The organism is Falsihalocynthiibacter sp. CO-5D18 (genome assembly GCF_041205445.1).
GTDB classification, from domain to species: Bacteria; Pseudomonadota; Alphaproteobacteria; order Rhodobacterales; family Rhodobacteraceae; genus Falsihalocynthiibacter; species Falsihalocynthiibacter arcticus.
In genome coordinates this window covers 151,223-174,210 of sequence record NZ_JBGFCF010000004.1, presented here as the reverse complement: position 1 = coordinate 174,210, position 22,988 = coordinate 151,223, and the positions used below count along the sequence as shown (strand labels likewise).

Sequence of the window (22,988 nt, the reverse complement as noted above, 5' to 3'; positions counted from 1 at the left end):
CTGAAACCCTCCGCCTGTTCTATGAATGGGCGGAGGATTCCAAAGAGGATGGCATCACGGCAATTGTTGGTGTTATCCTAAGGCATCGCGCAATCGGGATGCCCTAAAATGGCCTTTGATCCAGAAATAGCTGCTATTCGGTTTGGCACCGGACTTTCCCTTCGGTTTGTACCACCACACTCCCTTGACGCCGTTTTTGCTGAACTTACTGGGCCAGATGTGTTGGCAAAGCAATTTCCCATCGCATCGTTTGAGAGCCAAAGAGCCATGATCCTTGATCTGAAAAGGCTCAGCAAACTCAAAAAGAAAAACAGAGGCACGGAGCTTGAAAAAGAGGCGCAAGCACAATTTTCCAAGCGGCGTAAGTCTATGGCGCGCGCTAACACTCGTTGGTTTAACGCGAGTCTCGCGCGCTATATAGCGTCCCCACATGGGTTTCGCGAACGTTTGGTGCGGTTTTGGGCGGATCACTTCACCGTAGTTGGGAACGACCGATACTACCGACATTTAGTGACACCATTTGTTGAGGATGCCATTCGGCCGAATATTAACGGTCGCTTTTCCGATCTCCTGATCGCATCTTCTCTGCACCCCCTCATGTTGCACTATCTTGATCAAAATCAATCTATTGGACCAAACAGTTACGTGTCGCGCAAACGTAAAAACGTGGGACTTAACGAGAATTTGGCTCGAGAAATTCTTGAACTTCATACATTGGGCGTCGGTGGGGGGTATTCGCAAAAAGATGTGCGGCAATTCGCGGAACTTTTGGCGGGAACGCGCTTTACCTTTGCGGATGGGATGAAATTTATACCCTAACGTGCAGAGCCAGGAACCGAAGAAATTCTTGGGAAAACCTACAGAGGGCCACGCGCGAGTCTTAAATCCATTCATCACGCCCTCGAAGATTTTGCGCGACGGCCCGAAACGGCATCACATCTTGCGCAAAAAATGGCGGTGCATTTTGTGTCGGACACCCCCGATCCTGCACTTGTTGGCGATATCCGAGGCGCCTATCTGGCGTCGGATGGCGAATTGCTCGCCTGTTATCAAGCTATGTTGTCCCATCCCGCAGCGTGGGGAAAAAAATTCACCAAGGCAATGCAACCGTTTGATTTTGTTGCGACATCGTTGCGTGCGCTGGATGTCGATGTGAAGGTTATAACGAGGTTAAACGACAGGCTCACGAATTTGTCTTTTCAAAGTCCGCTCTCACTTATGGGGCAACCTTGGGAACGGCCCAATGGCCCCGACGGGTGGCCCGAAAATGCCAAACAATGGTTTACGCCTCAAGGTTTGGCGGCGCGCATTCAATGGGCGATGATGGTACCTCAGGCATTTGCGGGGTCGCTTGCAAACAGCGAGATTACTCCACTTCAAGTAGCGCAAAATGCTCTTGGTGACCGACTCACGCCTACCGTACAATTTGTTGCAAATTCTGCCGAAACCAAATGGGAGGGGATTGGACTCGTCCTTGCCTCGCCTGACTTTCAGCGGAGATAGAAATATGTCAGCTAAGGACTTCACGCGACGCAAATTTCTGGTTCATTCTTCATTTCTGGGATGCTCTCTTGCTGCCAGTCCTCTGATTACGCCAATTTCCCTCGCTTCGACTCCGAGCGATCATCGGCTGGTTGTCATTATTTTGAGGGGCGGTCTGGACGGTCTGGATGTGGTTGGTCCTTTTGAAAATAAAGAGTATTCTACACTTCGTCCGTCTCTATTGCCGCAACCCAGCTCCGCGATCCCGTTAAACGGTATGTTTTTCATGCATCCCGACCTCTTGGCGCTGCAACCTCTATGGGAGGCAGGAGAACTCGGTTTCGCACATGCTGTTTCCACACCTTACCGAGATAAGCGAAGCCATTTTGACGGGCAGGATGTTTTGGAAGCAGGGATGGTGAATTCTGATGGCCAAATGTTTCGCGATGGCTGGCTCAACCGCCTGCTGCAACACATGCCAAAATCACACGCGCAAACGGCTTTTACTGTTGGACGCTATGAAATGCTTTTGGCCAAAGGGGAGGCCGAGATTTCGAATTGGGCGCCTGATACTCGATTGGATTTGACCGAGCAGGCGAAACGATTGTTGGAAATCTCTTATCAAAACGACCCGTTGTTTCGCAATAATTTGGCCGAAGCGATCGCGTTGACTTCGCCTATGGCGGCGATATCCGAAAGCCTAGACCCTTTGGAAGCCATGCAGAAGGTGGCAAAGGAAGCTCGCAACCTAAGTGGATATGAAAACATTGCCGCGTTTGCGGCCGCACGTTTGCTAGAGGAAACGCGGATCGCGTCTTTTTCGATCAATGGGTGGGATACGCACCGCAATCAAAAAGGCGCTCTGAAGCGCGCGCTTAGAAATCTGTCGGATGTTATTTTGCGGTTAAAGAATGATTTAGGACCCATTTGGGAAAAGACGGCGATTGTCGCAATGACAGAATTTGGGAGAACTGCCCACGAAAACGGGACCAAGGGAACGGACCACGGCACCGGAGGTTTGTCCATTCTGGTGGGTGGTGCCCTGAAAGGTAAGCAAGTGTACGGGGATTGGCCGGGTTTGCGGGAACAAGATTTATACCAAGGGCGTGATTTGAATCCGACGCAAGATGTGCGTGCTTATGCGGCGATGGCTATTCGGGGAATGTTTGGAACAAACGTCGAAACGCTTGAAAAACACATTTTCCCTGGGCTAGACCTTAGCGGTGCAACCCAGATAATTCGGTAATCCTTACAAACTGGCGAGTGTTTCACCGTTCAAATGGGCACCTGCATTTTGGGTCTCGCCATCCCCCATGATTGTCATGGCTATCGCAAATACAAGACTGACCATCCCACCTGCAAACACGCTCCAATCAAAGGCTTTGACAACCTTTGGATTGCTAAAAGCATTCTGGGTATACTCAATCATGATGTTTTCCTAAATTTCCCGACTTACCTCAAAATCGCGTTGGAATGCGGCAGCAGTGGGGCAAAATCGGGTAATTACTGCGATAGATTGCGATGAAAATGAGGTGTTTTGGGTAGAAGAGACGCGCTGGACAGTCGTTGGATTATTGTCAATTGTGGCGAAAACGAAAGAAGGGCCGATAGCGATGACGGAAAATAAGAGGTTTGGTGACGATGTCGGCGGCTGGACGGTTCCTCCACGTCCCGAACCGTTTGAAATGAAGGGTGATTTTGTTGCGCTAGAGCGGCTTAATGCCGATCTCCATGCCGCGGACCTTCATGGGGCGAACTCGGTGGACGACGCTCTTTGGGACTATTTACCGTATGGGCCATTTCCTTCCGCCGCTGATTATCTGCGTTGGGCCCGAAGCGTTGAAGAAAAAGATGACCCATACTTTTATGCAGTGCGAGACCTCAAGAATGGTCACGTTTGCGGTGTTTTGAGCTTTCTGCGGATTTCGCCAGAGGCTGGCGGAATCGAGATTGGGCATATTAATTTTGCGCCCGAACTCCAAAAAACACGTGCGGCCACTGAAGCTTTTTACTTGGCCATGGAGTGGGCCTTTGAGGCGGGGTACCGTCGTTTCGAATGGAAATGCGATGCCAACAACATACCTTCGCGCCGTGCGGCACAACGATTAGGTCTGAGCTATGAAGGCGTTTTTCGGCAAGCCGCGATCGTAAAAGGCAAAAATCGTGACACCGTCTGGTTTGCGGCAATCGATAAGGAATGGCCGGCTCTAAGAGAGGCGTACAAAACGTGGCTAGCTCCGCAGAACTTCAGCGAATCCGGTGCTCAAATTATAAGCCTTAAAGATCTTACAGGCATTGTGCGCGCGTCTTCCGACCCCGTTTTGAAATGAGGACTTAAATGGAGGTGCGTTCCTCTAGGCGTGCGCGTAGCATTGACGATATCCGCTCGACGTCTGTGCGCGTTGAGCGGCCTTGTGCGCGATCATGTGCCAAAGCATTTGCTGCTTCGATCAATTGACCGTCCTGCGCCGTTTGGGCGATTCCGGAAATGAAATGCGCCAGATAGTCCAGCGTGTCCCCATCGGTATTTTGGGCGAGGACCTCTTCTACGTGAGCGAAATCGTCGCGAAGAGCGAGTTTGTCTATGACAATCTGTTCGTTATTGAGGAGGCGCGGCCCAGGGGGGTGATCTTCGGTGGGCAAATGCGCTAGGATTGCATTCTGGAATTGCGCCAAATTGTTTACGGGTTTGGACAAAAAGCCCACCGCTCCAGCGGCAATTGCTTCCTCTTCCAAGCCTGAATCTCCTGAGGTCGCCAGAAGAACTGAAATTGGGGAAGCAGTCTGACTTAATTCAGCCAATAATTCTGCACCGGAGCCGTCAGGCAACCCCATATCAACGATAACAACTGTTGGATTGAAGACTTGAAGGTGCTTTCGCGCAGACCGCAGACAATCGGCGCGTCGAATTCGGGCGCCAGAACGCAAACACAACATGCGCATGGCTTCACTGGCGTACCGGCTATCTTCGACCACCAATACGGTAACTCCAAGTAAGGGGCGCGTGGGTGTTGGCGGTGGGCTGTTCATGAATTTACTAAGATCGTCCATTTCCTTTTCCATTCTAAGTTTGTCTGCGTGGTTTATGCAGAAAGAGCTGGGTGCAGAATCGTATTAAACAAGATTAAGGGATAACGACTCGTTAAAACGGCCGACCCTTTCGTCGTTTTTCTGTCGCACTTGCCCCTATCCCATTGCACGCGGAAGCGCCCTATAGGATAGTGAGACACCTTGAATATGGGAGAAACACATGATTGGTCGCTTAAACCACGTTGCGATTGCCGTGCCGGATTTGGACGCCGCTGTTGCACAATATCGCGACACACTCGGGGCGAGTGTTGGTGCGCCTCAGGACGAACCAGATCATGGGGTGACGGTTGTATTTATTGACCTGCCTAATACAAAAATAGAACTGTTGTTTCCCTTAGGCGAGGATAGTCCGATTAACGGTTTTCTGGCAAAGAATCCGTCCGGTGGGATTCACCATATCTGTTACGAAGTTGATGATATCCTGACCGCGCGCGACCATCTTTTAACAAAAGGCGCACGTATTTTGGGAACGGGGGAGCCGAAGATCGGTGCGCATGGCAAGCCTGTGTTATTCCTGCATCCCAAGGATTTCAACGGAACCCTCATTGAATTGGAGCAAATATAATGGCTATTACTTCCGCGATCGTTCTTTATTCTGTCCTCTGGTTTATGACGCTTTTTGTGGTATTGCCCATTCGGCTTAAATCACAGCAAGACATGGGCGAAGTTGTACCGGGTACGCCGTCGTCTGCGCCCGTGGATCCCCAGCTTAAAAAGCGGGCCATCATTGTGACCCTGATTACCACTGTACTTTGGGCGATCATTTTCACGATTATCGTGACAGACACAATTACCGTGCGCGATATTGATTGGATGAATCGCCTTCCCCCAGAGGTTCCTGCGTCTTAAGGCCTAAGGCGCTGAAACATGTGGGTGAATGTTGCTGCGGCAAGGACGGGTACAAACAGATTGACGAATGGGATGAGCAGGGGGAGAGCCATGAGCGCGCCTGCGATCCAGATTTCGCCTCGGTTTTTTGACATTAATGCACGGCCTTGAACACGGCCTAATCGGCGCATCGCTGCCATTTGGAAATACTCGCGGCCAAGTAAAAAACCGTTCAGTCCTAGGAACATTATGGGGGCGAGGGGGCCAAAAAACGGGAAGACGACAAGACCAACGATATTTAGTCCCACAATGAGACCAAGAAAATTGACCGTATCCACGACCGTATCAGCGAACGGCATTTTGGGGGCGGGGGGGAGCTGCGGATAGTGCTTGTCCTCCACGGCCTCGGCAACTTCATCAAGAAAAAAACCTGTGAAAGCGCTGGCGACGGGGATCATCAAAAACATCGAAAGCAGGATCATCAAGAGGATCGAGGCCCAGCTGAAAATACTTTTCAGGACCGTGATATTTCCAACCCACGGCAAGGTCACAGACTCAGGAACGAACCAATTGATACCCGTCACGAACACGACGTAAATACCAAACAGCAGCAGGAAGGAAAGGCCTACACCCTTCCAGAGGACGAGGCGAAAGCTGCGATCCGAAAGCTGTGCAAGGGATTTGAAAAAATCGCCAAATATCATTCTGTTACCCAAGTGGTGATGGCCGCAAGATCAGGGCGGGGACGGTCCGGAGGCGTAGAAGTTTCGGTGCCTAGATGGATGAAGCCTGCAACGGTTTCTCCCTCTCCAAGCCCAAGCCCCTCTGTGAGGATTTCGGGGTCATAGGCCATCCAGCCCGTGAGCCAATTTGCCCCCCAACCAGAGGCAAGGGCCGCGTTCACAAGTGCTAAACATACGGCACCCGCCGAATAGACCTGCTCCAAATATGGCACTTTTTCAGACGATTTTGGCGAAGACACAACCGCAACGACAAGTCCCGCGTTGGCGAATTGAGCTTTTGATTTCGCTCGTTTTTCATCATCAAGTCCCAGGGCCGCCCCACGTTGATCGGTGAGTTCGGCAAGGCGAGGAAGGGCCGCATCCGCGAGGACGATGAATCTCCAGGGCTCGAGCTTCCCATGGTCCGGTGTGCGCGCAGCTGCCGTTAGGATTGGGTGCAAATCTTGCGCTGATGGGATGGGGAACGTAAGAGTTTTAGCAGGTCGGGAGCGCCGAGATAACAGGAATTCCATTGCGGCAGGATTTGGTTTGGGCATAAGTCCTCGTCGGTGTTTTCTAGCATGTCGGAGTTTTATCCTCAGCTTTCAAGGCGTAACATACGCAGATGTGCCGCAAACACATGGTGCTGGCAAGGCTGCACGCCAAAGTTTCGCATCAAACAGGGGCAGAGAGTGGAGGGCGTTCATTGGATTTAAAGCATCTCGCCATCAGGGGAGCCGAAATTGCAATCGTTGCAACACCTAAAGCCAGCCGAAATCGAATTGTCGAAACGCAGACGGGGTTGCGGGTCTATGTCACGGTGGTCGCCGAGGGCGGGAAGGCGAATGCTGCGATTGTAAAGCTTCTGTCCAAGGCGATGGGCGTTCCCAAAACACGTCTTGTTTTGCTGCGCGGGGAAACGTCAAGAAATAAGGTTTTCCGTGTGATGGAATGATCTATTCGGGGTCTTCGGCCACTCGATAGCTGCCTTCAGGAAGGTTGAGAGCCGATTGTAATTCCTGAAGTTGGGTCATTGAAATGGTGATACGTTGAAGGCGATCTGTTTGCGGATCGACCTGCTCAACCGTGATACAGTCCTGGAACGCATTTATGGTGATGTCGCCCTGAAGAAAGGGGGTGCCCTCGTCGATCAGGGTGATAATAGTGGCTTCAAAATCATGCTCTATTGTAAACATACATTCAGTTTAGCTTTTGACCGAATAATTGCAACAGCAACACAGTGTGGGCTGGAAAAAGACCGTCAACATGTTAAAAAGACGGGATGTTGAAGGTGTTTTCAGTGAAAGTTTTACGAGGTTTAGCGCTTCTTGCGGGTGTTGCGGGATGTGTTTCAACGACCGCTTCGCAAAATGTTCAACCAATTGAGAGGGTTGAACACTTTGGGACTATCCACACCAATGGCAAGGGAATGAGTGAGCAAGACTTTTTGCGTGTCGCGGGGCGTATTGAAATTGTTGCAGAGTCCTTTTGCCATGAGGCCCGAACGCGTGGAAATTGCGATTTCCTGATCGTCATGGACGACCGCGCACACCAACCATCGAATGCCTATCAGTTTCTGAGTGAGAATGGCCGGCCGGTTTTGGCCGTGACAATTTCGCTTTTGGATGAAGTGCAAAATGATGATGAATTAGCCTTTGTTATAGGCCATGAGGCGGCCCACCATGTGGCGGGGCACTTAGAGCAACAGATGGCTATGGCCAGTCAGGGTGCAATGTTGGGGAGTTTCACGGCCACAATTTTGGGGGCCGATCCAGAAGCAATCGAAACCGCACGCGACATCGGTGCCTTTGTTGGGTCGCGTCAATTTTCCAAACAGCATGAACTCGAAGCGGATCAATTAGGTGCCTTGATTGCCTTAGAAGCCGGTTTCGATCCTGAAGTTGGGGTCGCTTATTTTACCCGCATCCCTGACCCTGGTGAAGAGTTCCTTGGATCACATCCCTCTAATGCGGACCGGATCGAAACCGTGCGCTCTGCGGTTTATGGTGCGTAATGTTGCAAATTGAAGGTTTTTTGACAGATCGAGGCAGTAAATATGCGGTAACAGGTGGGGAAATCACAAGTCGCGATGAGGCGCTCGCCTTCCTGAAAACACTCAAAAAGCAAAAGAAATTCGCCAAAGCAAGCCATAATACATGGGCGGTTTTGCTAGAGGATGGTCCTATAAAGGCCGACGACGGCGAGAGTGGCGCTGGGTCAATTATTCTGCGCATGCTGGAGCGGGAAGAGATTCAAAACCATATCATCGTCGTGACGCGGTGGTATGGCGGCACTAAATTGGGGGGCGACCGTTTTCGACGCGTTCAGGATTGCGTCCGTCACTATCTTGAAAATCGGAGTGCAAAATGATTGTTGAGCAATGGAAACGATTTTCGGACCGCGCGAAGTGGTCTTGGGAAGGTTGGTGCATGATTTGGCGCGAAGAGGCCAGTCTGCAACAATGGGTCTGGGCCAATGCCGCCTCCTTTGCCCTCGCGATGATTTTGGATTTGTCCACTGCTGAGCGCGCCCTGATTGTTGCGTTGGGCATTCTTGTGTTGGCGGCGGAATGCTACAACACCGCAATTGAGCGCTGTATCGACTATCTATCGCCCGCGTATCATCCACTGGCAAAGGCGGCAAAGGACGCCGGAAGTGCTGGCGTCACAATTACCGCCATCGCTGCGGGGGCCGCGTGGGTCATCATCCTGATCGGGTAGGGCATTGCGGTCTTGCTCCCCCTGCGCTCGCGAGTTAAATGCTAAATAAGAATTGAACCAATTGAGCTGACGGAGACCCCCTATGTCGATTGACAAGGATACTGCTGCGCGTGTGGCAAAACTGGCCCGCATTCGCGTCGCTGACGAGGCGCTTCCTGCGCTGGCAGAAGAATTCAACACGATCCTCGGGTTTATCGAGCAGCTCAATGAGGTTGATGTCGAGGGCATAGAGCCCATGACGTCGGTCACGCCTCAGCGCCTAAAACGCCGTAAAGACATCGTGACGGATGGCGACATCCAAGAGCAGGTTTTGGCCAATGCGCCGGACTCCCGCGAAGGCTTTTTTGTCGTGCCGAAGGTGGTGGAATAATGACCGATCTAAACAAACTGACCATTTCCGGTGCGCGCGACGGTTTGCGCAAGGGTGATTTTACCTCGGTTGAGCTTACCGAAGCTTGCCTCACAGCAATCGGGAAATCCGGCGCGTTGAACGCGTTTGTGCACAACACACCAGAGATTGCCCACGCACAATCTGCCGCCGCAGATGCGCGGATTGCCACCGGGGATGCTCCTGATATGTGCGGTATCCCGTTGGGTATTAAGGATTTGTTCTGCACCAAAGGTGTTCCAAGCCAAGCCGCTTCTGCGATCCTTGCAGGTTTTAAGCCAGAATACGAAAGCACCGTCACCCAAAATCTTTGGGACAGTGGCGCAGTCATGCTCGGCAAATTGAACATGGACGAATTCGCTATGGGTTCGAGCAACGAGACCTCGGTTTACGGCGACGTGATCAACCCGTGGCGCCGCGAAGGTAGCGCTGCCGCGCTGACACCCGGCGGGTCGTCAGGCGGCAGCGCGAGCGCAGTTTCCGCAGACCTTTGCCTTGCGGCAACAGGTACGGATACCGGCGGCTCGATCCGTCAACCAGCCGCATTTACGGGCATCGTTGGCCTCAAGCCGACCTACGGACGTGTCTCGCGTTGGGGGGTTGTGGCCTTCGCCAGCTCGCTGGATCAAGCGGGCCCCATGACCAAAACCGTGCGCGACGCGGCGATCATGATGGAAGCCATGGCCAGCCATGACGCCAAAGACAGCACCTCGTATGACATACCCGTTCCAAACTTTGAGGCCGCTTTGACGGGCGACATCAAAGGCAAAAAAATCGGTATCCCATCCGAATATCACATGGACGGAATGCCCGCAGAGATCGAAAAACTCTGGGCCGAAGGTACCGAGATGCTCAAAAGTGCGGGCGCTGAGATCGTGAACATCAGCCTACCGCACACGAAATATGCGCTGCCTGCCTATTATGTGATCGCTCCCGCCGAAGCCTCCTCAAATCTGGCGCGCTATGATGGCGTGCGCTATGGCCACCGCGCAAAATTGGCGGCGGGCGATGGCATTGATGACATGTACGAAAAAACCCGCGCCGAAGGGTTTGGCTCCGAGGTTCAGCGCCGTGTGATGATCGGTACTTATGTGCTGTCAGCAGGGTTCTATGATGCCTATTACAACCGTGCGCGCCGCGTTAGAGCCTTGATTAAGAGGGACTTTGACGATGTGTTTGCCGCAGGTGTGGATGCGATCCTGACACCTGCGACGCCTTCAGCTGCCTTTGGCCTTGGCGAAATGAGTGACGCCGATCCCGTAAAAATGTACCTCAACGATGTATTTACCGTGACGGTGAACCTCGCTGGATTGCCGGGTATTTCGGTACCAACGGGGCTAAATTCCGAAGGATTGCCGCTTGGTTTGCAATTGATCGGGCGTCCGTGGGAAGAGGGCGATCTACTCAATACGGCCTATGCTCTTGAGACTGCGGCAGGATTTGTTTCCAAACCAAACAATTGGTGGTAAACACGACGATCAACCGACCAGAGGTAACTATGCGCAACTCACTATCCGTCGTTTCTATGATCGCTCTGCTGGGCCTTGTCGCTTGTCAGTCGGGAGTTCCAGACTCCGGCGTGGGCTTCGACGATTTCGAGGGGTACAATTACAACACTGCGCAAGCTCTTCAAGGCAGTCCCGTTCAGGCGGGGGTGATTTCCGACGAGGACGTGGGGTCATCCAATATTTCTTTGGCGCTCGAAGAAGCTGTAAAGCAAACGCCGGACCTGAACGGCGCGCCAAGTCAGCCTCAGGCCTCTAGAACTGGGATTTCTGACGAGCAGAGCTTCAAAGCTGTTGCTGCGCGCGAAACGATTGCAAGTGATGCTGAGCGCTTGGCAGAACAGCGGGCGCAATATCAAGTGATTAACCCAACGGCTTTGCCATCGCGTACAAGTACATCAAGTGCAACTGCCGTTATCGCCTTTGCGCTCGGAACGACTAATTCAGTCGGCGAGTCGATCTATGCGCGGTCGGGACGGTATTCGCAGGAGAAGTACACAAAGGCCTGTTCAAAATACCTGACGTCCAACGATGCACAGGAAGCCTTTTTGCAGAATGGCGGCCCTCAAAAAGACAGTAAAGGGATTGATCCTGATGGGGACGGATTTGCCTGTGCTTGGACCCCCGCGCCGTTCCGCGCGGCACGGCGCGGGTAATTGTCCCGTTGCAGATAACGCAATGTCCTTCACCTAATTTCGGGCCAAGGCGCCACGGTGGCCCGCCCGACCTCATTCTTTTACACTATACGGCCATGAGCAGTTGTGACGCCGCCCTCGCGCGGCTTTGCTCCCCCGAGTTTGAGGTTTCGGCCCATTTTCTGATCTCAGAAAAGGGGGGCATCCTGCAACTCGTAGCTCAAGAAATGCGTGCTTGGCATGCAGGTGCGGGGTCTTGGGGGGACTGTAGCGATATCAATTCACACTCGATTGGCATTGAGTTGGATAACACGGGCCGCACCCCCTATTCCGAACCCCAGATGGCCGCGCTTGAGGCGTTGTTGCCTCAAATCATGCAAGCGTGGAACATCCCGCCGGAACGCGTGATCGGACATTCGGACATGGCGCCTCATCGCAAGGCCGATCCGGGGCGACGTTTGGATTGGCGTCGACTGACGCTGCAAGGTCTGTCTGTTTGGCCCGAAACGACACCGGATACACCAGCGCCCGATTTTGCCAAATGGTGTCAGGATGCGGCGCGCTTTGGCTATGGCACTGGTCAAAATATGGACGTGAAATGTGACGCATATTTGGCGGCATTCCGTGACCGTTTTCGTGCAGGACACCGTGGCCCTCTGGACAGCGAAGATATGCGGATCATTCAAGACCTTGCACAACGCTTCCCCGTTGACGGCGGGCGCGCAAACGCATAATCCCCAAAGCGTGCGGATGGCTGGATGACCGCGGGGTGGCAACACCGCGAGGAAAGTCCGGACTCCATGAAGGATGGTGCCGGGTAATGCCCGGCCGGGGTAACCCGAGGGAAAGCGCCACAGAGAACAGACCGCCCGTTTACAGGTCGCGCAAGCGATACCGTGGCGGGTAAGGGTGAAACGGTGGGGTAAGAGCCCACCGCGGCGGTGGTAACATCGCTGGCATGGCAAGCCCCACCAGGAGCAATGCCAAATAGGAACCTCACGCGGGGCAACTCGCAGGGCGGCTTCGGCCCAGAAGGTTCGGGTTGGCAGCTTGACCCTGTTGGTAACAGCAGGGCTAGAAGAATGGTCATCCAGCGTCGTGTAATGCGGCGTGGACAAAATCCGGCTTATAGGCCATCCGCACGTTTATTTTTTCCAAGTCAAAACAAGAGGCACGAAGGCACTCAAGAAGAAGAGTCGCCCAACGTGATGCAACGCGACATAGGCGGGGTCGGCGTCAACTATGGCGGCCATCGCGACCATGGTTTCAAGGCCGCCTGGGGCCAAGGCGATGATGATGTCTAAAAAACGGAGGTCGGTGAAATAGGCAATTCCGGTTGCGAATATGATGGAAATCACGAGGGCTAGAACGGTAAAAATCAAACCGCCAAGGGCAGCGCTGCGCAGAAGTATTGGGGTGACGCCACTAAATCGTGTCCCGATGAGTGTACCCATAGTGATGAACGCTGCGATCGTAAAAATAGGAGGTACAACGCCAGGGAGAACGTCGGTTGCATGACCTAGGGTTGAGACGATCATGCCGCCGAGCAGTAGGGCCGCTGGTAGGTTGAATCGAATGAATATCGCGCCAAGGCCTGCGCCAAGGGCAGCAAGAATTCCAAGGTGAAGCGGCGTCAAAATATGGCCCACGGGCGCGCGCATCCCCATATCAGCATCCGTGAAGATGGCCACGGAAAACGGCACCAAAAGAGTGAGAATGAGAACGCGGATTGACTGCACCACCGAGATCACTGCGGTATCAGCGCCAACGTCCGTAGAATAGCCGATGACATAGCTTAAATGCCCCGGACTCGAGGATAGAAACGCGGTGGGGCGGTCCATGTGAAAAACATGTTGAAACATCCAGCCCCCCGTAAGCATCACGACCGCAACGGACACGCACATGCCGACAAGACTTAGGGGCCAAGCTTTAGCCGCCTGAAGAATTTCAGGGGTTACGCTAGACCCAAGAGCGAGGCCGATGATGAGGAAAATTGCGTCCCGCAATATGTTGGGAACCGCGCATTTTACCCCTGCCAATCCCGCCAGTGAAACACAAATGGCAGGCCCCGTCAGAAAGGGGGCAGGCAGGCCGATAAATGTGGCGGCAAGCGCGCCGACGGCCCCGATAACAAGCGCGACAACATATGCTTGCATTTCTAAAGTTCCCTTAATTTATTGATGTTTCTGCAAGTAGCGCAGCCCAAGAAGCGCCGTGCATGTCGCGATCTTCGACGGCCCCTTGAATGCTGGGACGCGGCATTGAGAATTTTATAACGTTCAAGTCAGGGATTTCAAAGCGCTTGATGTCCTCAACCTTCGTGCCAAACACAGAGGCCACACGTTGGGTTGAAAGCCCGTTGCAAATTTGGGTGAAGGCCGGGCCGTTCCCGCAGAAAATATCCACCGTGAGCCAAAAGGGCCCCGCGTTTTTAGACCGAATTTTGTAGGCAATATCGCGCAGTTCAGCCATGTTGAATAACTTCCAGTGAAAAGGCGTCCATGGGATTATCCAAGGTAAGCGTGTGGTTGAGGCAAAAGCCATAGACCGCACCCCGATTGAGACTGGCGGGCGAAAACGGGAAGGCGAAGGTTGGTTGTTCTTCTTCGCGCGTGAGCGGATGGTGCAGCAAATAGGGGTTCAACATCTGGCCGATCTCTTCGGCAATCGCTTGAGTGTTCGCTGTGACAATCGCGAGGATGCCGATTTCGGGCGCGGGGTTTGTGTTGGTTTCGAGGGAACCAAAACTTGCGTTCTGGCCAATCAGGCGCAACTCAATACTGTAGTCCTCTTTATGCAAACCCATCCGGTCTTGCACCTTTTCGCTGCATTTCGCGTGGATGTCGTCGGCCCAGATTTGTGCATTTTCGACATAGTGCTTGTCCCGCAAAAGAACCATCAAAACCGTTTGATATCCCTGAATTTTAGCGCCTTCAAGCTTCACGGTATACGTATCGGAAGGCACCCATTCGGAGCCCTCAACCCGCACGCGTCTTGCATCAAGTGCCATGTATTTTGCGCCAGTTACGTCGAGGTGTCCACCGGGTTCATAGAGGATGAACGGGTCGGAGTTTTCATAGAGCATATGCGCCGAAACAGTATGCGGATTGGCCGCTGAATCTTCGGCCATGGGCGTGACGGTAAAACCGTTCGCGTCAAACTCGATCATCACGACGCCCGATTGTGGGTTGGTCGCACAGAGCGCACCGCATTCGCCGATTTTAGCCCCGTGCCATGCGGCTCCTGCGTGGAGGTTTTTCATCAACGGGAGGGCGGCGATGGTCGCTGTATCGGTGGTGCGCCCCGCGATGATGACGTCCGCGCCAGTTTGGATCGCGGCGGCAATTTGTTCGGCGCCAGCGAGGGCCACGATATTGCTACATTCCGCAAAACTCTCGCGGGTGATTTCGGGGGCCGCGGGGAGGGGGGTGACGCGTCCACTATCAAAGGCGGTCGCGAGGATTTCCGCGTCTTGGGAACTTCGCAAAACTGCAATTTTTAGCGTTTGGCCCAACTCGGCGGCGATCTCTTTTGTGATGTCCAGAAGCCAGTTAACTGCGCTGTCCGTGCCGCATGTCCCTGCGGTTCCGATGACCAAAGGGACGTTTGCTTCTTGGCGGGCAACCATCAATCCCTTCCATTCGATTTTTATCGAACTGCGCGCATATTTCGAGACCCCTTGTCCGAGATATGCAGGGCCTGAATCCGTCGAGCCGCCGTCAATCGCAATGATATCAGGGTTTTGCGCAAGGCCACGCGCAAGCGCCGCCTTGTCGTAGTTCAAGCCAAGTGCGCCTGAAGGGATAAGAACTTTGACCATTAGTCAGTGACCCTTTGCGGTTTGCGCAAGACGTTGCGCAGGAACATCGGTGCGACAAATCCGACGATCGCGGCAACCCAAAGCCCAATCGAGATGTTGGACGAGAACAGATATGTCCATTCGCCATCGGAGAGTGTCATGGCACGCCTTAAGGCGTCTTCCATATTCCCACCCAGAAGGATACCCAAAATCACCGGAACGGTTGGAATGTCCAGCTTGCGCAGCACGTATCCAAGCACACCAAATCCGATCATCAAGAGCAAGTCGAAATAGCTTCCCGACAGGGAGTAGATGCCTACAAACGAAACCATCGTCACACCGGGCAGCAGGATCGCTGGTGGAACCATGAGGATTTTGACGAAGATTTTCACCATCGGAACGTTCATGAGTAAGAGCACAATGTTGGCAATCAAGAGCGACGCAATGAGGCCCCAAACAACTTCGGGCTGGTCAGTGAAAAGCGTGGGTCCAGGGGTAATGTTGAGGGTCATCAAAAGAGCAAGGAGCACCGCCGTTGTTCCTGATCCGGGTACGCCGAGTGTGAGCATGGGAACGAGGGCACCACCGGCGGCCGCGTTGTTGCCCGCCTCTGGTGCGGCAATGCCTTTGGCGACACCTGTGCCGAAACCACCGTCTTTGCCGGCAATCGCTTTTTCAGTCATATAGGCCAAGAAACTGCCGAGGGATGCGCCCGCACCGGGCAAGATACCGGCAACAAAGCCCACACCCGAAGAGCGCAACATTGTCCATTTGGTTTCCCAAATATCTTTCCATGGAACGGTGGTTTTCTCGAGATCTACACCAACAGGGGAATTTTTTCCGTGGTCTTCGATGAAGAAAAAGATTTCCGCAATTGCAAAGAGGCCAACGATGGCAACGAGGAAATCGATGCCGTCATATATGTGGAGATTTCCGCCCGTAAAGCGCGGCATAACGCTGCCGCTGCTGATGCCGACCGTTGATATGCCGAGGCCAATACAGGAAGCAATCGCCGCTTTGGCTTGGTTGTTGCTGGCCATGCCGCCCAACGTACAAAACGCGAGCAAGTAGAGGGCGAAATATTCTGAAGGACCAAAGACATAAGCGACGCGGGCCAACATAGGTGCGAGCAACATAAGCCCGATTGTAGCAAGTAGCGCACCTACAAAGGAGGCCACACCCGAGAGCACAAGCGCATCGCCTGCGCGCCCTGCCTTGGCCATCGGATAGCCGTCGAGGGTGGTCATCAGGGCGGGTTCATCTCCGGGGATGTTAAGGAGGATCGAACTGATCCTGCCCCCATACATCGCGCCGTAGTACACCGAGGTCATAAGGACGAGGGCGGATGTTGCATCAAGGCCCAGCGTGAAGGTCACGGGGATAAGGATGGCGACGCCGTTTGAGGGGCCAAGACCGGGGAGGGCGCCAATGATTGTACCCAGAAAGCAGCCAATGATAGCGAGCATCAACGTGTAGGGAGACAATGCAATTGCGAACCCCATCGCGAGGTTAGAAAAGAGATCCATGGGGCAGGTATCCTAGCCGAAGATCATTTTGGGGAAGGCAACAAGGCCCAAACCCAAAGCGAATTTGAAAACGATAAAGAGCCCGCATGAGAGGCCGAGTCCGGCGAGGGCTGCGTATTTTGGGCGGGGCGAAATCTGGTAGGACAGGATCGCCGCGGTGATGGCCGTGGGGATCAAGAACCCCAAAGGTTTGAGCGCGTAAGCGTAAAGGACCAAAACGAAGGCCGCCGCTGCGATGGCACCAAAGGTAGATAGCGTGGGCCATTCAGGCTCGGCGTCGGGTTTGAAAACCATGAAGAGGGCGCATAGGGCACCCAGAATTCCAACCCCAAAGGGGAAGGCTTTCGGGCCAACAGGGTCAGGCAAAAAGCTGGTCTGGATTTGAGTGGCACCCGCGATATACGCGAGCGCCACAAGCGCCATGACCAGACCAAAAATCCGGTCACTGGCCATTATTGAATAACCCCGATGTCGATGGAGAGTTTACGAATTTCGGCAACGACCTGATCAACATAGTCTTGGAAATCCACACCGACTTTGGTGAAGGGGGCAAGACCATTGGCGGCCATAGCTTCTTTCCACTCGGCGGAATCGGCTACTTGCTGAAGGCGGTCGGCCCAGACGTTGAATTCCTCGTCAGAGATGCCTTTTGGAACGTAAAGACCGCGCCAGTTTACGGCTACAACATCAAAACCTTGCTCTTTTGCAGTTGGGATGTCGTCAAAGCCCGGAATGCGCTCTTCGGTGAGGACCGCAAGAACCCGAACTTCGCCAGCATTCAAAAAGCCAATGATTTCAGACATGTCGCCTGTCATTGCCTGTGTGAAGCCGCCGATAGTTTGCGTGATCGCATCGGCACCACCATCAACACCAATGTATTTTACCTTGGTGATGTCTGTGAAACCTGCGCGCTGCAAAAGCATCAGAGGTTTAAGGTGGTCAAAGCCACCAACCGCAGAACCGCCAGCAAAAGCAACCGAACCTGGGTCCGCTTTGATCGCGTCAACCATTTCAGTTAGCGTGTTGAACGGGCTGTCGTTGGCAACGACGATAACGCCCGGATCCGCACCGATTGCCCCGACAAAGCGTACTTGGTCAGCGGTCATACCGGCGTAAGCATCTTGGGCTAGACGCGTGGTTGTCGCGCTTGAGGCTGCAACCATAAGGTCTGCGTCATCGCCGCGTTCCGCCACGACGTAGTTATATGCAAGGCCGCCACCGCCGCCTGCCATATTGGTTACTTGGACAGGTTTATCCACCGCGCCAATGTCGTACATAATTTTGCCGATTTGACGGCAAGTGAAATCCCAGCCACCGCCGGGGTTGGCGGGTGCAATGCATTCAGCCGCAGACGCAGCCGAAGCCGCACTCATTCCAATTACGGCACTCGTCATGAGCGCCTTAACAAAACGTGTAGTCATAGTATCCTCCCATTTGACATCCGAGCCGAAGCGCGGACATGCTTAAGATGCGCTGTGAAACCTGACATGAACCTGTCATGAGAAAAAACGGTCGCGTTGTGGGGGAGTGCACGTGAGATTTCTGTTGGTTGAGGATAATTTCGAACTGGCGAAGGCTGTGGTCGAATGCCTTGGGTTGGATGGGCACGCGATTGACCACGCCGAGGATATCGCCGCCGCGCAAGCCTGTATTGATGCCGCCTCTTATGACTTGATTTTACTTGATATTATGCTCCCAGACGGAGATGGGCGCGATTTTTTGGCCCGCCATAGACGCGCGAAAAATCGCACGCCGGTGATCGTTTTGACGGCGCGCTCGCAGGTGTCGGATCGGGTGGGCCTACTTGATTTGGGGGCCGACGATTACTTAACGAAACCTTTCGATTTCTCCGAACTTGAGGCGCGTGTGCGGGCAGTATTGCGTCGTCAGGGGGGAGTTGCCAACAATTCCAGAAGCTTCAAGGGGGTGATTCTTGATTCGACCCTCGGGGCGATCATGATCAATGGCGAGAGCCATACGCTGAGAAATCGTGAATTGCGCCTTCTGGAGGTGTTCTTTTCGGCACCGGAGCAGATTTTCAGCAAATCCCACCTCATGGACCGCTTGTTTTCCTTCTCGGACGACGTTTCGGAAAACGCCATTGAGGTCTATATTGGTCGCCTGCGCAAAAAACTCGAAGGATCAGACGCCAAGATCGAAACCGTGCGTGGCTTGGGCTATCGTTTGGTGGCGGAGACGTGACGCAAGGGTTCATCAGGTCGTCCATCCGACGACGGCTTTTGCTGCAACTGTTTATCATTGCGGCCATTCTCTCGCTTGCGTTCGTGTTGATTGTGCGCGCCGTTGCGGAGCGCGCAGCGGCAGATACACAGGACAACATCCTTTTGGCATCAGCCACCTCCATCGCCGATGCGCTTTATTCCGAGCGCGGGCAGGTTGCCGTTGAAATTCCCTATTCGGCACTTTCGATGCTGGGGGCAATCTCGGAAGATCGCGTTTTTTATCGTGTCTTTGTTGGCGACGAGCACCTTACTGGCTATGAGGATCTTTTGCCGCCCTCCCAAATAAACGATCCGTTTTCGACGTTTGATTTCCGTGGAGCAGAGGTGCGGTCCGTCGCTGTGACACGGGTTGTGAGTGCTGGGGGGCGCAAGCGAAATACCACAGTTGTCGTAGCCCAAACACGGCTGGGATTGGCGGCGATCTCGTCGCGGATTTCGGTCGTTGCGGCCTCGGTCGGGGTCGGTTTTTTCCTTTTGGCAACGGTCCTTAGCCTTTTTGCCGCACAATCGACTCTGGCCCCCTTAAACCGCATGACTCAGTCGGTTGCGCGTCGGGGTCCCAACGATTTGCGACCCGTCGAAACTCCCGCTCCGAGCGAACTTGCGCCGCTGGTTGATGCGCTCAATGGGCTTATGGCGCGGCTCAAGGCGTCGTTACTCCAATCGGAGGACTTTATCGCGGAAGCGGCCCACCGTGTACGCACGCCGCTTGCCACTGTGCGTGCGCAAGCACAGGTCGCGTTGCGCCGTTCTGTACAGCCGGAAAACAAGGCGGCCTTGCGCGCGATGATCCGCGCCGTCGACGAAAGCAGCCGTTCCGCAGGACAGTTGCTCGACCACGCGATGGTAAGTTTTCGCACCGATCAGCTTGAGGTGGTGCCCTTGGATTTGGTTGCCATAACGCGCGAAACCGTTTCGCATCTTCTTCCGACTGCCGAGTTGAAGGATTTGCACATCGTAGAAGAATATGTCGCCACCCGTTCGCAGATCAAAGGTGATGAAATCCTGCTTCAGAACGCCCTACGCAATCTCTTGGACAACGCGATCAAATACACCCCTGCCGAGAGTAAAATTACGGTGCGTGTGACCGATACGGACGCTCTGACCGTTTCCATTACCGACGAAGGGCGCGGGTTTGGCGATGCGGATTTGAGCACGCTCACGCACCGTTTTTCACGCGGCAAAAACGTCGATGATATTGTTGGGTCAGGATTGGGATTAACCATCGCGGATGAGGTCGTTGCTGCCCATGGCGGACGCCTTGAATTGAGCTGTAACACGAAAGGGCCGGGTGCATGCGTTTCGTTAATTTTTCCAGCGTCTTAGTTTATTGTATGTCGCTTCAGGCCGCCCTCGGTTTTGAGGTCGAAGAGCATTATGTTCATCAAGGAGCAGGCGCGAACACCTTGCGGATTATTTCCACAGCGGACGCCGAGGTTTTTAACCCAATCATCGAAGCGTTTCAGGCGCAGTATCCGAGCATGACGATTGACTACACCATCGCGAGCAGCACCCAGCTTATGCAGGCGCTTTTTGAAGAGGGGGCAGAGTTTGACCTCGCGATCTCCAGTGCGATGGACTTGCAGACGAAATTGGCCAACGACGGCTTCGTGCAAACCTACCGTTCAGAAGCGACAGATATCCTGCCGAAATGGGCCAAATGGCGTAATCAGGTTTTCGCCTTCACCCAAGAACCCGCCGTGCTGGTGGTCTCGGAAGACGAGTTTTTGGACCGACCCATCCCGACAACCCGCGAAGACCTGATCACGATGCTGCGCGACAACCAAGAGGCGTTTTCAGGGCGGATCGGGACTTATGACGTACGCAAATCTGGGGCAGGGTACCTTTTTGCCACCCAAGACTCGCGCAACACCGATTCCTATTGGCGTTTGACCGAAGTTATGGGGCGGCTTAATGCGCGGCTGTATCGCGGGTCACATGAAATGATTGCGGACGTCGCTGCGGGACGGTTGGCCTTGGCGTATAATGTCGTTGGCAGCTATGCCCAGTCTCAACTCGCAGACACGCCCGGGATACGGATTATAGAGTTTGATGACTACCTCTCGGTAATGCTCCGCACGGCTCTGATCCCGAATACAGCGAAGAATCCTGAGGGTGCGGGCGATATGATCGATTTCCTCGCAAGCCTCAATATGCGCGCAGACCTGACCCTTAAGACGAATCTCCCACCGATCAACGCCCAATCCCTTGAGGACAACAGCGCCGCACGCGTTATTCGGCTGGGACCGGGGTTGCTTGTTTTTCTGGATCACATGACGAAGGAAACCTTCCTGCGCAGCTGGGAGAACTCAATTGAACAGAAATAATGATGTTTCGCGGCTATTTTGTGCTCAATGTGTCGAAGGCTGTTGACTCTGCCCCGCAGACAGCTAAGAACCGGCTTCAAGGAATTAAAGGGCGCATGTCGCGCCTGCGTTGAGGAGCACTATTATGGCGAAGCCTACCACAATCAAAATCCGCCTGAACTCGTCCGCGGGCACAGGCCACTTCTATGTGACTAAGAAAAATGCTCGTACGATGACTGAAAAAATGACGGTCAACAAATACGACCCAGTTATACGTAAACACGTTGAGTACAAAGAAGGCAAAATCAAGTAAGATTTGCTTTACTGAACGATAAGAATTGAGAAAACCACGCTTTCGAGCGTGGTTTTTTTTTGGCCAAACGATGGAGCTATTTCGTGTGCGTCCCTGCCTAGTTACAGGGCACAAAAAAGGGCCAGTCGTGATGACCGGCCCTTTGGTATGTCGTTGGTGTCGCGCGTCTTAGTTGCGGTTGCCAAAGAGTTGCAGCATGAACATGAACATGTTGATGAAGTCGAGGTAGAGGTTTAGCGCGCCCATAATGGCGGATTTCGCCATCCACTCGCTGTCGCCATGTTGTGCGTGCGCGATATAGTCGTTCTTAATTTTCTGCGTATCGTAAGCGGTAAGACCAGCGAAGATCAGCACACCAATCGCGGAAATCGCGAACATAAGCGCGCCAGATTGCAAGAAAAGGTTAACCACCATCGCAACCAAGAGGCCGATCACACCCATCATAAGGAAGGTCCCCATCGCGGAAAGGTCTTTCTTGGTGGTGTAGCCATAGAGGCTCAGACCTGCAAAAGCGATCGAAGTCACCAAGAACACCTGAACGATGGACGCCCCAGTGTACATAAGGAAGATCGAGCTTAGTGACAGGCCCATTGCCGTGGCAAACGCATAGAAGAACAACTGCGCGCCAGCGGCGGACAGTTTGTTAATCATCGCGCTAAAGCCGAATACCATACCCAAAGGAAGGAACATGATCACCCATTTAAGCGGTGAGCCATAGAGGGTATTGCCAAGGGCCGTGAGATATTTGGTATCGGAAATCTGCGAGACGGCTAGGGACGGATCCGTTGTCATCGCCATGTTGCCAATAGCCCAGGCGGCCAAAGCCGTGATCAACAGGCCTACGGACATTGTGCCGTAAACTTTGTTCATGTGGGCGCGAAGCCCTGCGTCGATCGTTGCACTGCGCGTACCTGTGCCTGTGCGGGCCGTATCAAATTGTGCCATTATAGCCTCCGGTAAGAATATACTGGGCTAATGAGTTAGCCCGCCTTCACCGCTAAATATCGGCAATGACGGGCAGAATTTCAAGTTTAACCGGAGCGAATTTCATGTTTTTTCTGCAATATCGTTAAATGTTGCTAAATCAGCGGGTTTTAACGACGCCAAGCCGCAGGAACATCCCAGATTGGGCGGTTTGCTTCTTGGGTGGCGTCGCTGCGGGACAGGCCCAAATCGGTGAGGGCGGCATCATCCAAGCGCGCAAGAGCGCGGCGCTGGCGATATGTGCTCGCAATCATCGACAAAAGGCGCAAAGTTTTTGTTGGGGACTTCAGGGTGATTGGGCCGGAACTTGTAATTGTGTGTGTCATGAGAGGCATCCTTTCGAATCGATGATGATTGATGTTTGATTGATCATTTATATTGATATGTATGCTGGAATCTGTATCATCTGTAAAATGAATGTTTCTTAACTGATATATCAAGGATTGT

29 protein-coding genes, 1 other RNA gene and 1 pseudogene are annotated in these 22,988 nt (G+C 53.4%); 18 read left to right on the top strand and 13 right to left on the bottom strand.

Annotated elements, in window-relative coordinates:
* Positions 1 to 108: 108 nt before the first annotated feature.
* Together AB9F27_RS07340 and AB9F27_RS07335 are read left to right on the top strand one after the other, a co-directional pair.
* Positions 109 to 1,503 (top strand): annotated as a pseudogene (locus AB9F27_RS07340) (DUF1800 family protein).
* Positions 1,504 to 1,507: 4 nt separating this feature from the next.
* Entirely contained in the window at positions 1,508 to 2,728 is a 1,221-nt protein-coding gene (locus tag AB9F27_RS07335; RefSeq protein ID WP_335586112.1) for a DUF1501 domain-containing protein, read from the top strand.
* A 3-nt stretch (positions 2,729 to 2,731) separates the two neighbouring features.
* On the opposite strand, the gene AB9F27_RS07330 is transcribed toward AB9F27_RS07335, so the two are convergent.
* Positions 2,732 to 2,911: a hypothetical protein gene (locus AB9F27_RS07330; protein ID WP_039004366.1), complete on the bottom strand. Its 180-nt coding sequence runs from the start codon at positions 2,909 to 2,911 to the stop codon at positions 2,732 to 2,734.
* Positions 2,912 to 3,095: 184 nt separating this feature from the next.
* Between AB9F27_RS07330 and AB9F27_RS07325 the strand changes: the two genes are divergently transcribed.
* On the top strand, positions 3,096 to 3,812 hold the full coding sequence (locus AB9F27_RS07325) for a GNAT family protein (RefSeq protein WP_335586113.1): 717 nt from the start codon (positions 3,096 to 3,098) through the stop codon (positions 3,810 to 3,812).
* 4 nt (positions 3,813 to 3,816) lie between these two features.
* On the opposite strand, the gene AB9F27_RS07320 is transcribed toward AB9F27_RS07325, so the two are convergent.
* Positions 3,817 to 4,533 (bottom strand): response regulator, encoded by a 717-nt coding sequence (locus tag AB9F27_RS07320; RefSeq protein ID WP_335586380.1) that lies wholly within the window; start codon positions 4,531 to 4,533, stop codon positions 3,817 to 3,819.
* A gap of 199 nt (positions 4,534 to 4,732) precedes the next feature.
* Here AB9F27_RS07320 and mce point away from each other — a divergent pair, with 199 nt between their 5' ends.
* Both mce and AB9F27_RS07310 read left to right on the top strand, forming a co-directional pair.
* Complete coding sequence (gene mce / locus AB9F27_RS07315) at positions 4,733 to 5,137, top strand: methylmalonyl-CoA epimerase (RefSeq protein WP_335586381.1); 405 nt, start codon at positions 4,733 to 4,735, stop codon at positions 5,135 to 5,137.
* Complete coding sequence (locus AB9F27_RS07310; protein ID WP_039004363.1) at positions 5,137 to 5,421, top strand: DUF1467 family protein; 285 nt, start codon at positions 5,137 to 5,139, stop codon at positions 5,419 to 5,421. Before mce ends, AB9F27_RS07310 begins: the two co-directional genes overlap by 1 nt.
* On the opposite strand, the gene AB9F27_RS07305 is transcribed toward AB9F27_RS07310, so the two are convergent.
* Together AB9F27_RS07305 and AB9F27_RS07300 are read right to left on the bottom strand one after the other, a co-directional pair.
* A complete protein-coding gene (locus AB9F27_RS07305; RefSeq protein WP_335586382.1) occupies positions 5,418 to 6,104 on the bottom strand; it encodes an EI24 domain-containing protein in 687 nt (228 codons plus the stop codon). The two genes, AB9F27_RS07310 and AB9F27_RS07305, sit on opposite strands and share 4 nt — an antisense overlap.
* Positions 6,101 to 6,679 carry a nitroreductase gene (locus tag AB9F27_RS07300; RefSeq protein ID WP_335586383.1) on the bottom strand — a complete coding sequence of 193 codons (579 nt, stop codon included), beginning with the start codon at positions 6,677 to 6,679 and terminating at the stop codon, positions 6,101 to 6,103. Before AB9F27_RS07300 ends, AB9F27_RS07305 begins: the two co-directional genes overlap by 4 nt.
* Positions 6,680 to 6,828: 149 nt before the next feature.
* Between AB9F27_RS07300 and AB9F27_RS07295 the strand changes: the two genes are divergently transcribed.
* On the top strand, positions 6,829 to 7,077 hold the full coding sequence (locus tag AB9F27_RS07295; protein WP_039004360.1) for a DUF167 domain-containing protein: 249 nt from the start codon (positions 6,829 to 6,831) through the stop codon (positions 7,075 to 7,077).
* Position 7,078: 1 nt separating this feature from the next.
* Here the strand turns inward: AB9F27_RS07295 and AB9F27_RS07290 are convergent, their stop codons facing one another.
* On the bottom strand, positions 7,079 to 7,318 hold the full coding sequence (locus AB9F27_RS07290) for a hypothetical protein (RefSeq protein WP_039004359.1): 240 nt from the start codon (positions 7,316 to 7,318) through the stop codon (positions 7,079 to 7,081).
* Positions 7,319 to 7,422: 104 nt separating this feature from the next.
* Between AB9F27_RS07290 and AB9F27_RS07285 the strand changes: the two genes are divergently transcribed.
* From AB9F27_RS07285 to rnpB, 8 genes are all read left to right on the top strand, one after another.
* Positions 7,423 to 8,136, top strand: a complete 714-nt coding sequence (locus AB9F27_RS07285) for a M48 family metalloprotease (RefSeq protein ID WP_335586384.1) — start codon at positions 7,423 to 7,425, stop codon at positions 8,134 to 8,136.
* Positions 8,136 to 8,492 (top strand): YigZ family protein, encoded by a 357-nt coding sequence (locus AB9F27_RS07280; protein ID WP_335586385.1) that lies wholly within the window; start codon positions 8,136 to 8,138, stop codon positions 8,490 to 8,492. Before AB9F27_RS07285 ends, AB9F27_RS07280 begins: the two co-directional genes overlap by 1 nt.
* On the top strand, positions 8,489 to 8,842 hold the full coding sequence (locus AB9F27_RS07275; RefSeq protein ID WP_335586386.1) for a diacylglycerol kinase: 354 nt from the start codon (positions 8,489 to 8,491) through the stop codon (positions 8,840 to 8,842). Before AB9F27_RS07280 ends, AB9F27_RS07275 begins: the two co-directional genes overlap by 4 nt.
* 82 nt (positions 8,843 to 8,924) lie before the next feature.
* Positions 8,925 to 9,212, top strand: coding sequence for an Asp-tRNA(Asn)/Glu-tRNA(Gln) amidotransferase subunit GatC (gene gatC / locus AB9F27_RS07270; protein ID WP_039000214.1), 288 nt, complete (start codon positions 8,925 to 8,927; stop codon positions 9,210 to 9,212).
* The gene (gatA, locus tag AB9F27_RS07265; RefSeq protein ID WP_335586387.1) at positions 9,212 to 10,699 is read left to right on the top strand and encodes an Asp-tRNA(Asn)/Glu-tRNA(Gln) amidotransferase subunit GatA; all 1,488 of its coding nucleotides are present in this window, start codon (positions 9,212 to 9,214) and stop codon (positions 10,697 to 10,699) included. The genes gatC and gatA overlap by 1 nt, the downstream gene beginning before the upstream one ends.
* 29 nt (positions 10,700 to 10,728) lie before the next feature.
* Positions 10,729 to 11,391: a hypothetical protein gene (locus AB9F27_RS07260; RefSeq protein WP_335586388.1), complete on the top strand. Its 663-nt coding sequence runs from the start codon at positions 10,729 to 10,731 to the stop codon at positions 11,389 to 11,391.
* 8 nt (positions 11,392 to 11,399) lie between these two features.
* The gene (locus AB9F27_RS07255) at positions 11,400 to 12,104 is read left to right on the top strand and encodes an N-acetylmuramoyl-L-alanine amidase (RefSeq protein ID WP_335586405.1); all 705 of its coding nucleotides are present in this window, start codon (positions 11,400 to 11,402) and stop codon (positions 12,102 to 12,104) included.
* A gap of 12 nt (positions 12,105 to 12,116) precedes the next feature.
* Positions 12,117 to 12,515: RNase P RNA component class A (rnpB, locus tag AB9F27_RS07250), an RNA gene on the top strand.
* Here the strand turns inward: rnpB and AB9F27_RS07245 are convergent.
* Genes AB9F27_RS07245 through AB9F27_RS07220 form a run of 6 tightly spaced genes read right to left on the bottom strand, consistent with a single transcriptional unit; the run spans position 12,516 to position 18,116 of the window.
* Positions 12,516 to 13,526: an AbrB family transcriptional regulator gene (locus tag AB9F27_RS07245; RefSeq protein WP_335586389.1), complete on the bottom strand. Its 1,011-nt coding sequence runs from the start codon at positions 13,524 to 13,526 to the stop codon at positions 12,516 to 12,518.
* Positions 13,527 to 13,539: 13 nt separating this feature from the next.
* Positions 13,540 to 13,842: a DUF4387 family protein gene (locus AB9F27_RS07240; RefSeq protein ID WP_039000208.1), complete on the bottom strand. Its 303-nt coding sequence runs from the start codon at positions 13,840 to 13,842 to the stop codon at positions 13,540 to 13,542.
* Positions 13,835 to 15,190 (bottom strand): acyclic terpene utilization AtuA family protein, encoded by a 1,356-nt coding sequence (locus tag AB9F27_RS07235; protein WP_369757629.1) that lies wholly within the window; start codon positions 15,188 to 15,190, stop codon positions 13,835 to 13,837. The genes AB9F27_RS07240 and AB9F27_RS07235 overlap by 8 nt, the downstream gene beginning before the upstream one ends.
* A complete protein-coding gene (locus AB9F27_RS07230; protein WP_039000205.1) occupies positions 15,190 to 16,695 on the bottom strand; it encodes a tripartite tricarboxylate transporter permease in 1,506 nt (501 codons plus the stop codon). The genes AB9F27_RS07235 and AB9F27_RS07230 overlap by 1 nt, the downstream gene beginning before the upstream one ends.
* 12 nt (positions 16,696 to 16,707) lie before the next feature.
* Complete coding sequence (locus AB9F27_RS07225) at positions 16,708 to 17,148, bottom strand: tripartite tricarboxylate transporter TctB family protein (RefSeq protein WP_039000203.1); 441 nt, start codon at positions 17,146 to 17,148, stop codon at positions 16,708 to 16,710.
* Positions 17,148 to 18,116: a tripartite tricarboxylate transporter substrate binding protein gene (locus tag AB9F27_RS07220; protein WP_335586391.1), complete on the bottom strand. Its 969-nt coding sequence runs from the start codon at positions 18,114 to 18,116 to the stop codon at positions 17,148 to 17,150. Before AB9F27_RS07220 ends, AB9F27_RS07225 begins: the two co-directional genes overlap by 1 nt.
* A gap of 112 nt (positions 18,117 to 18,228) precedes the next feature.
* On the opposite strand from AB9F27_RS07220, the gene AB9F27_RS07215 reads away from it, so the two are divergent.
* The 4 genes from AB9F27_RS07215 (at position 18,229) to rpmG (ending at position 21,557) form a co-directional block, all read left to right on the top strand.
* Positions 18,229 to 18,897 (top strand): response regulator transcription factor, encoded by a 669-nt coding sequence (locus AB9F27_RS07215; protein ID WP_335586392.1) that lies wholly within the window; start codon positions 18,229 to 18,231, stop codon positions 18,895 to 18,897.
* Positions 18,894 to 20,264, top strand: a complete 1,371-nt coding sequence (locus AB9F27_RS07210) for a sensor histidine kinase (RefSeq protein WP_335586393.1) — start codon at positions 18,894 to 18,896, stop codon at positions 20,262 to 20,264. Before AB9F27_RS07215 ends, AB9F27_RS07210 begins: the two co-directional genes overlap by 4 nt.
* Positions 20,234 to 21,265 carry an extracellular solute-binding protein gene (locus AB9F27_RS07205; RefSeq protein ID WP_335586394.1) on the top strand — a complete coding sequence of 344 codons (1,032 nt, stop codon included), beginning with the start codon at positions 20,234 to 20,236 and terminating at the stop codon, positions 21,263 to 21,265. Before AB9F27_RS07210 ends, AB9F27_RS07205 begins: the two co-directional genes overlap by 31 nt.
* 124 nt (positions 21,266 to 21,389) lie before the next feature.
* The gene (gene rpmG / locus AB9F27_RS07200) at positions 21,390 to 21,557 is read left to right on the top strand and encodes a 50S ribosomal protein L33 (RefSeq protein WP_039000195.1); all 168 of its coding nucleotides are present in this window, start codon (positions 21,390 to 21,392) and stop codon (positions 21,555 to 21,557) included.
* 168 nt (positions 21,558 to 21,725) lie between these two features.
* On the opposite strand, the gene AB9F27_RS07195 is transcribed toward rpmG, so the two are convergent.
* Together AB9F27_RS07195 and AB9F27_RS07190 are read right to left on the bottom strand one after the other, a co-directional pair.
* Positions 21,726 to 22,502 (bottom strand): Bax inhibitor-1/YccA family protein, encoded by a 777-nt coding sequence (locus AB9F27_RS07195; protein ID WP_335586395.1) that lies wholly within the window; start codon positions 22,500 to 22,502, stop codon positions 21,726 to 21,728.
* A 149-nt stretch (positions 22,503 to 22,651) separates the two neighbouring features.
* Positions 22,652 to 22,867 (bottom strand): DUF1127 domain-containing protein, encoded by a 216-nt coding sequence (locus AB9F27_RS07190; protein ID WP_335586396.1) that lies wholly within the window; start codon positions 22,865 to 22,867, stop codon positions 22,652 to 22,654.
* Positions 22,868 to 22,988: the final 121 nt, after the last annotated feature.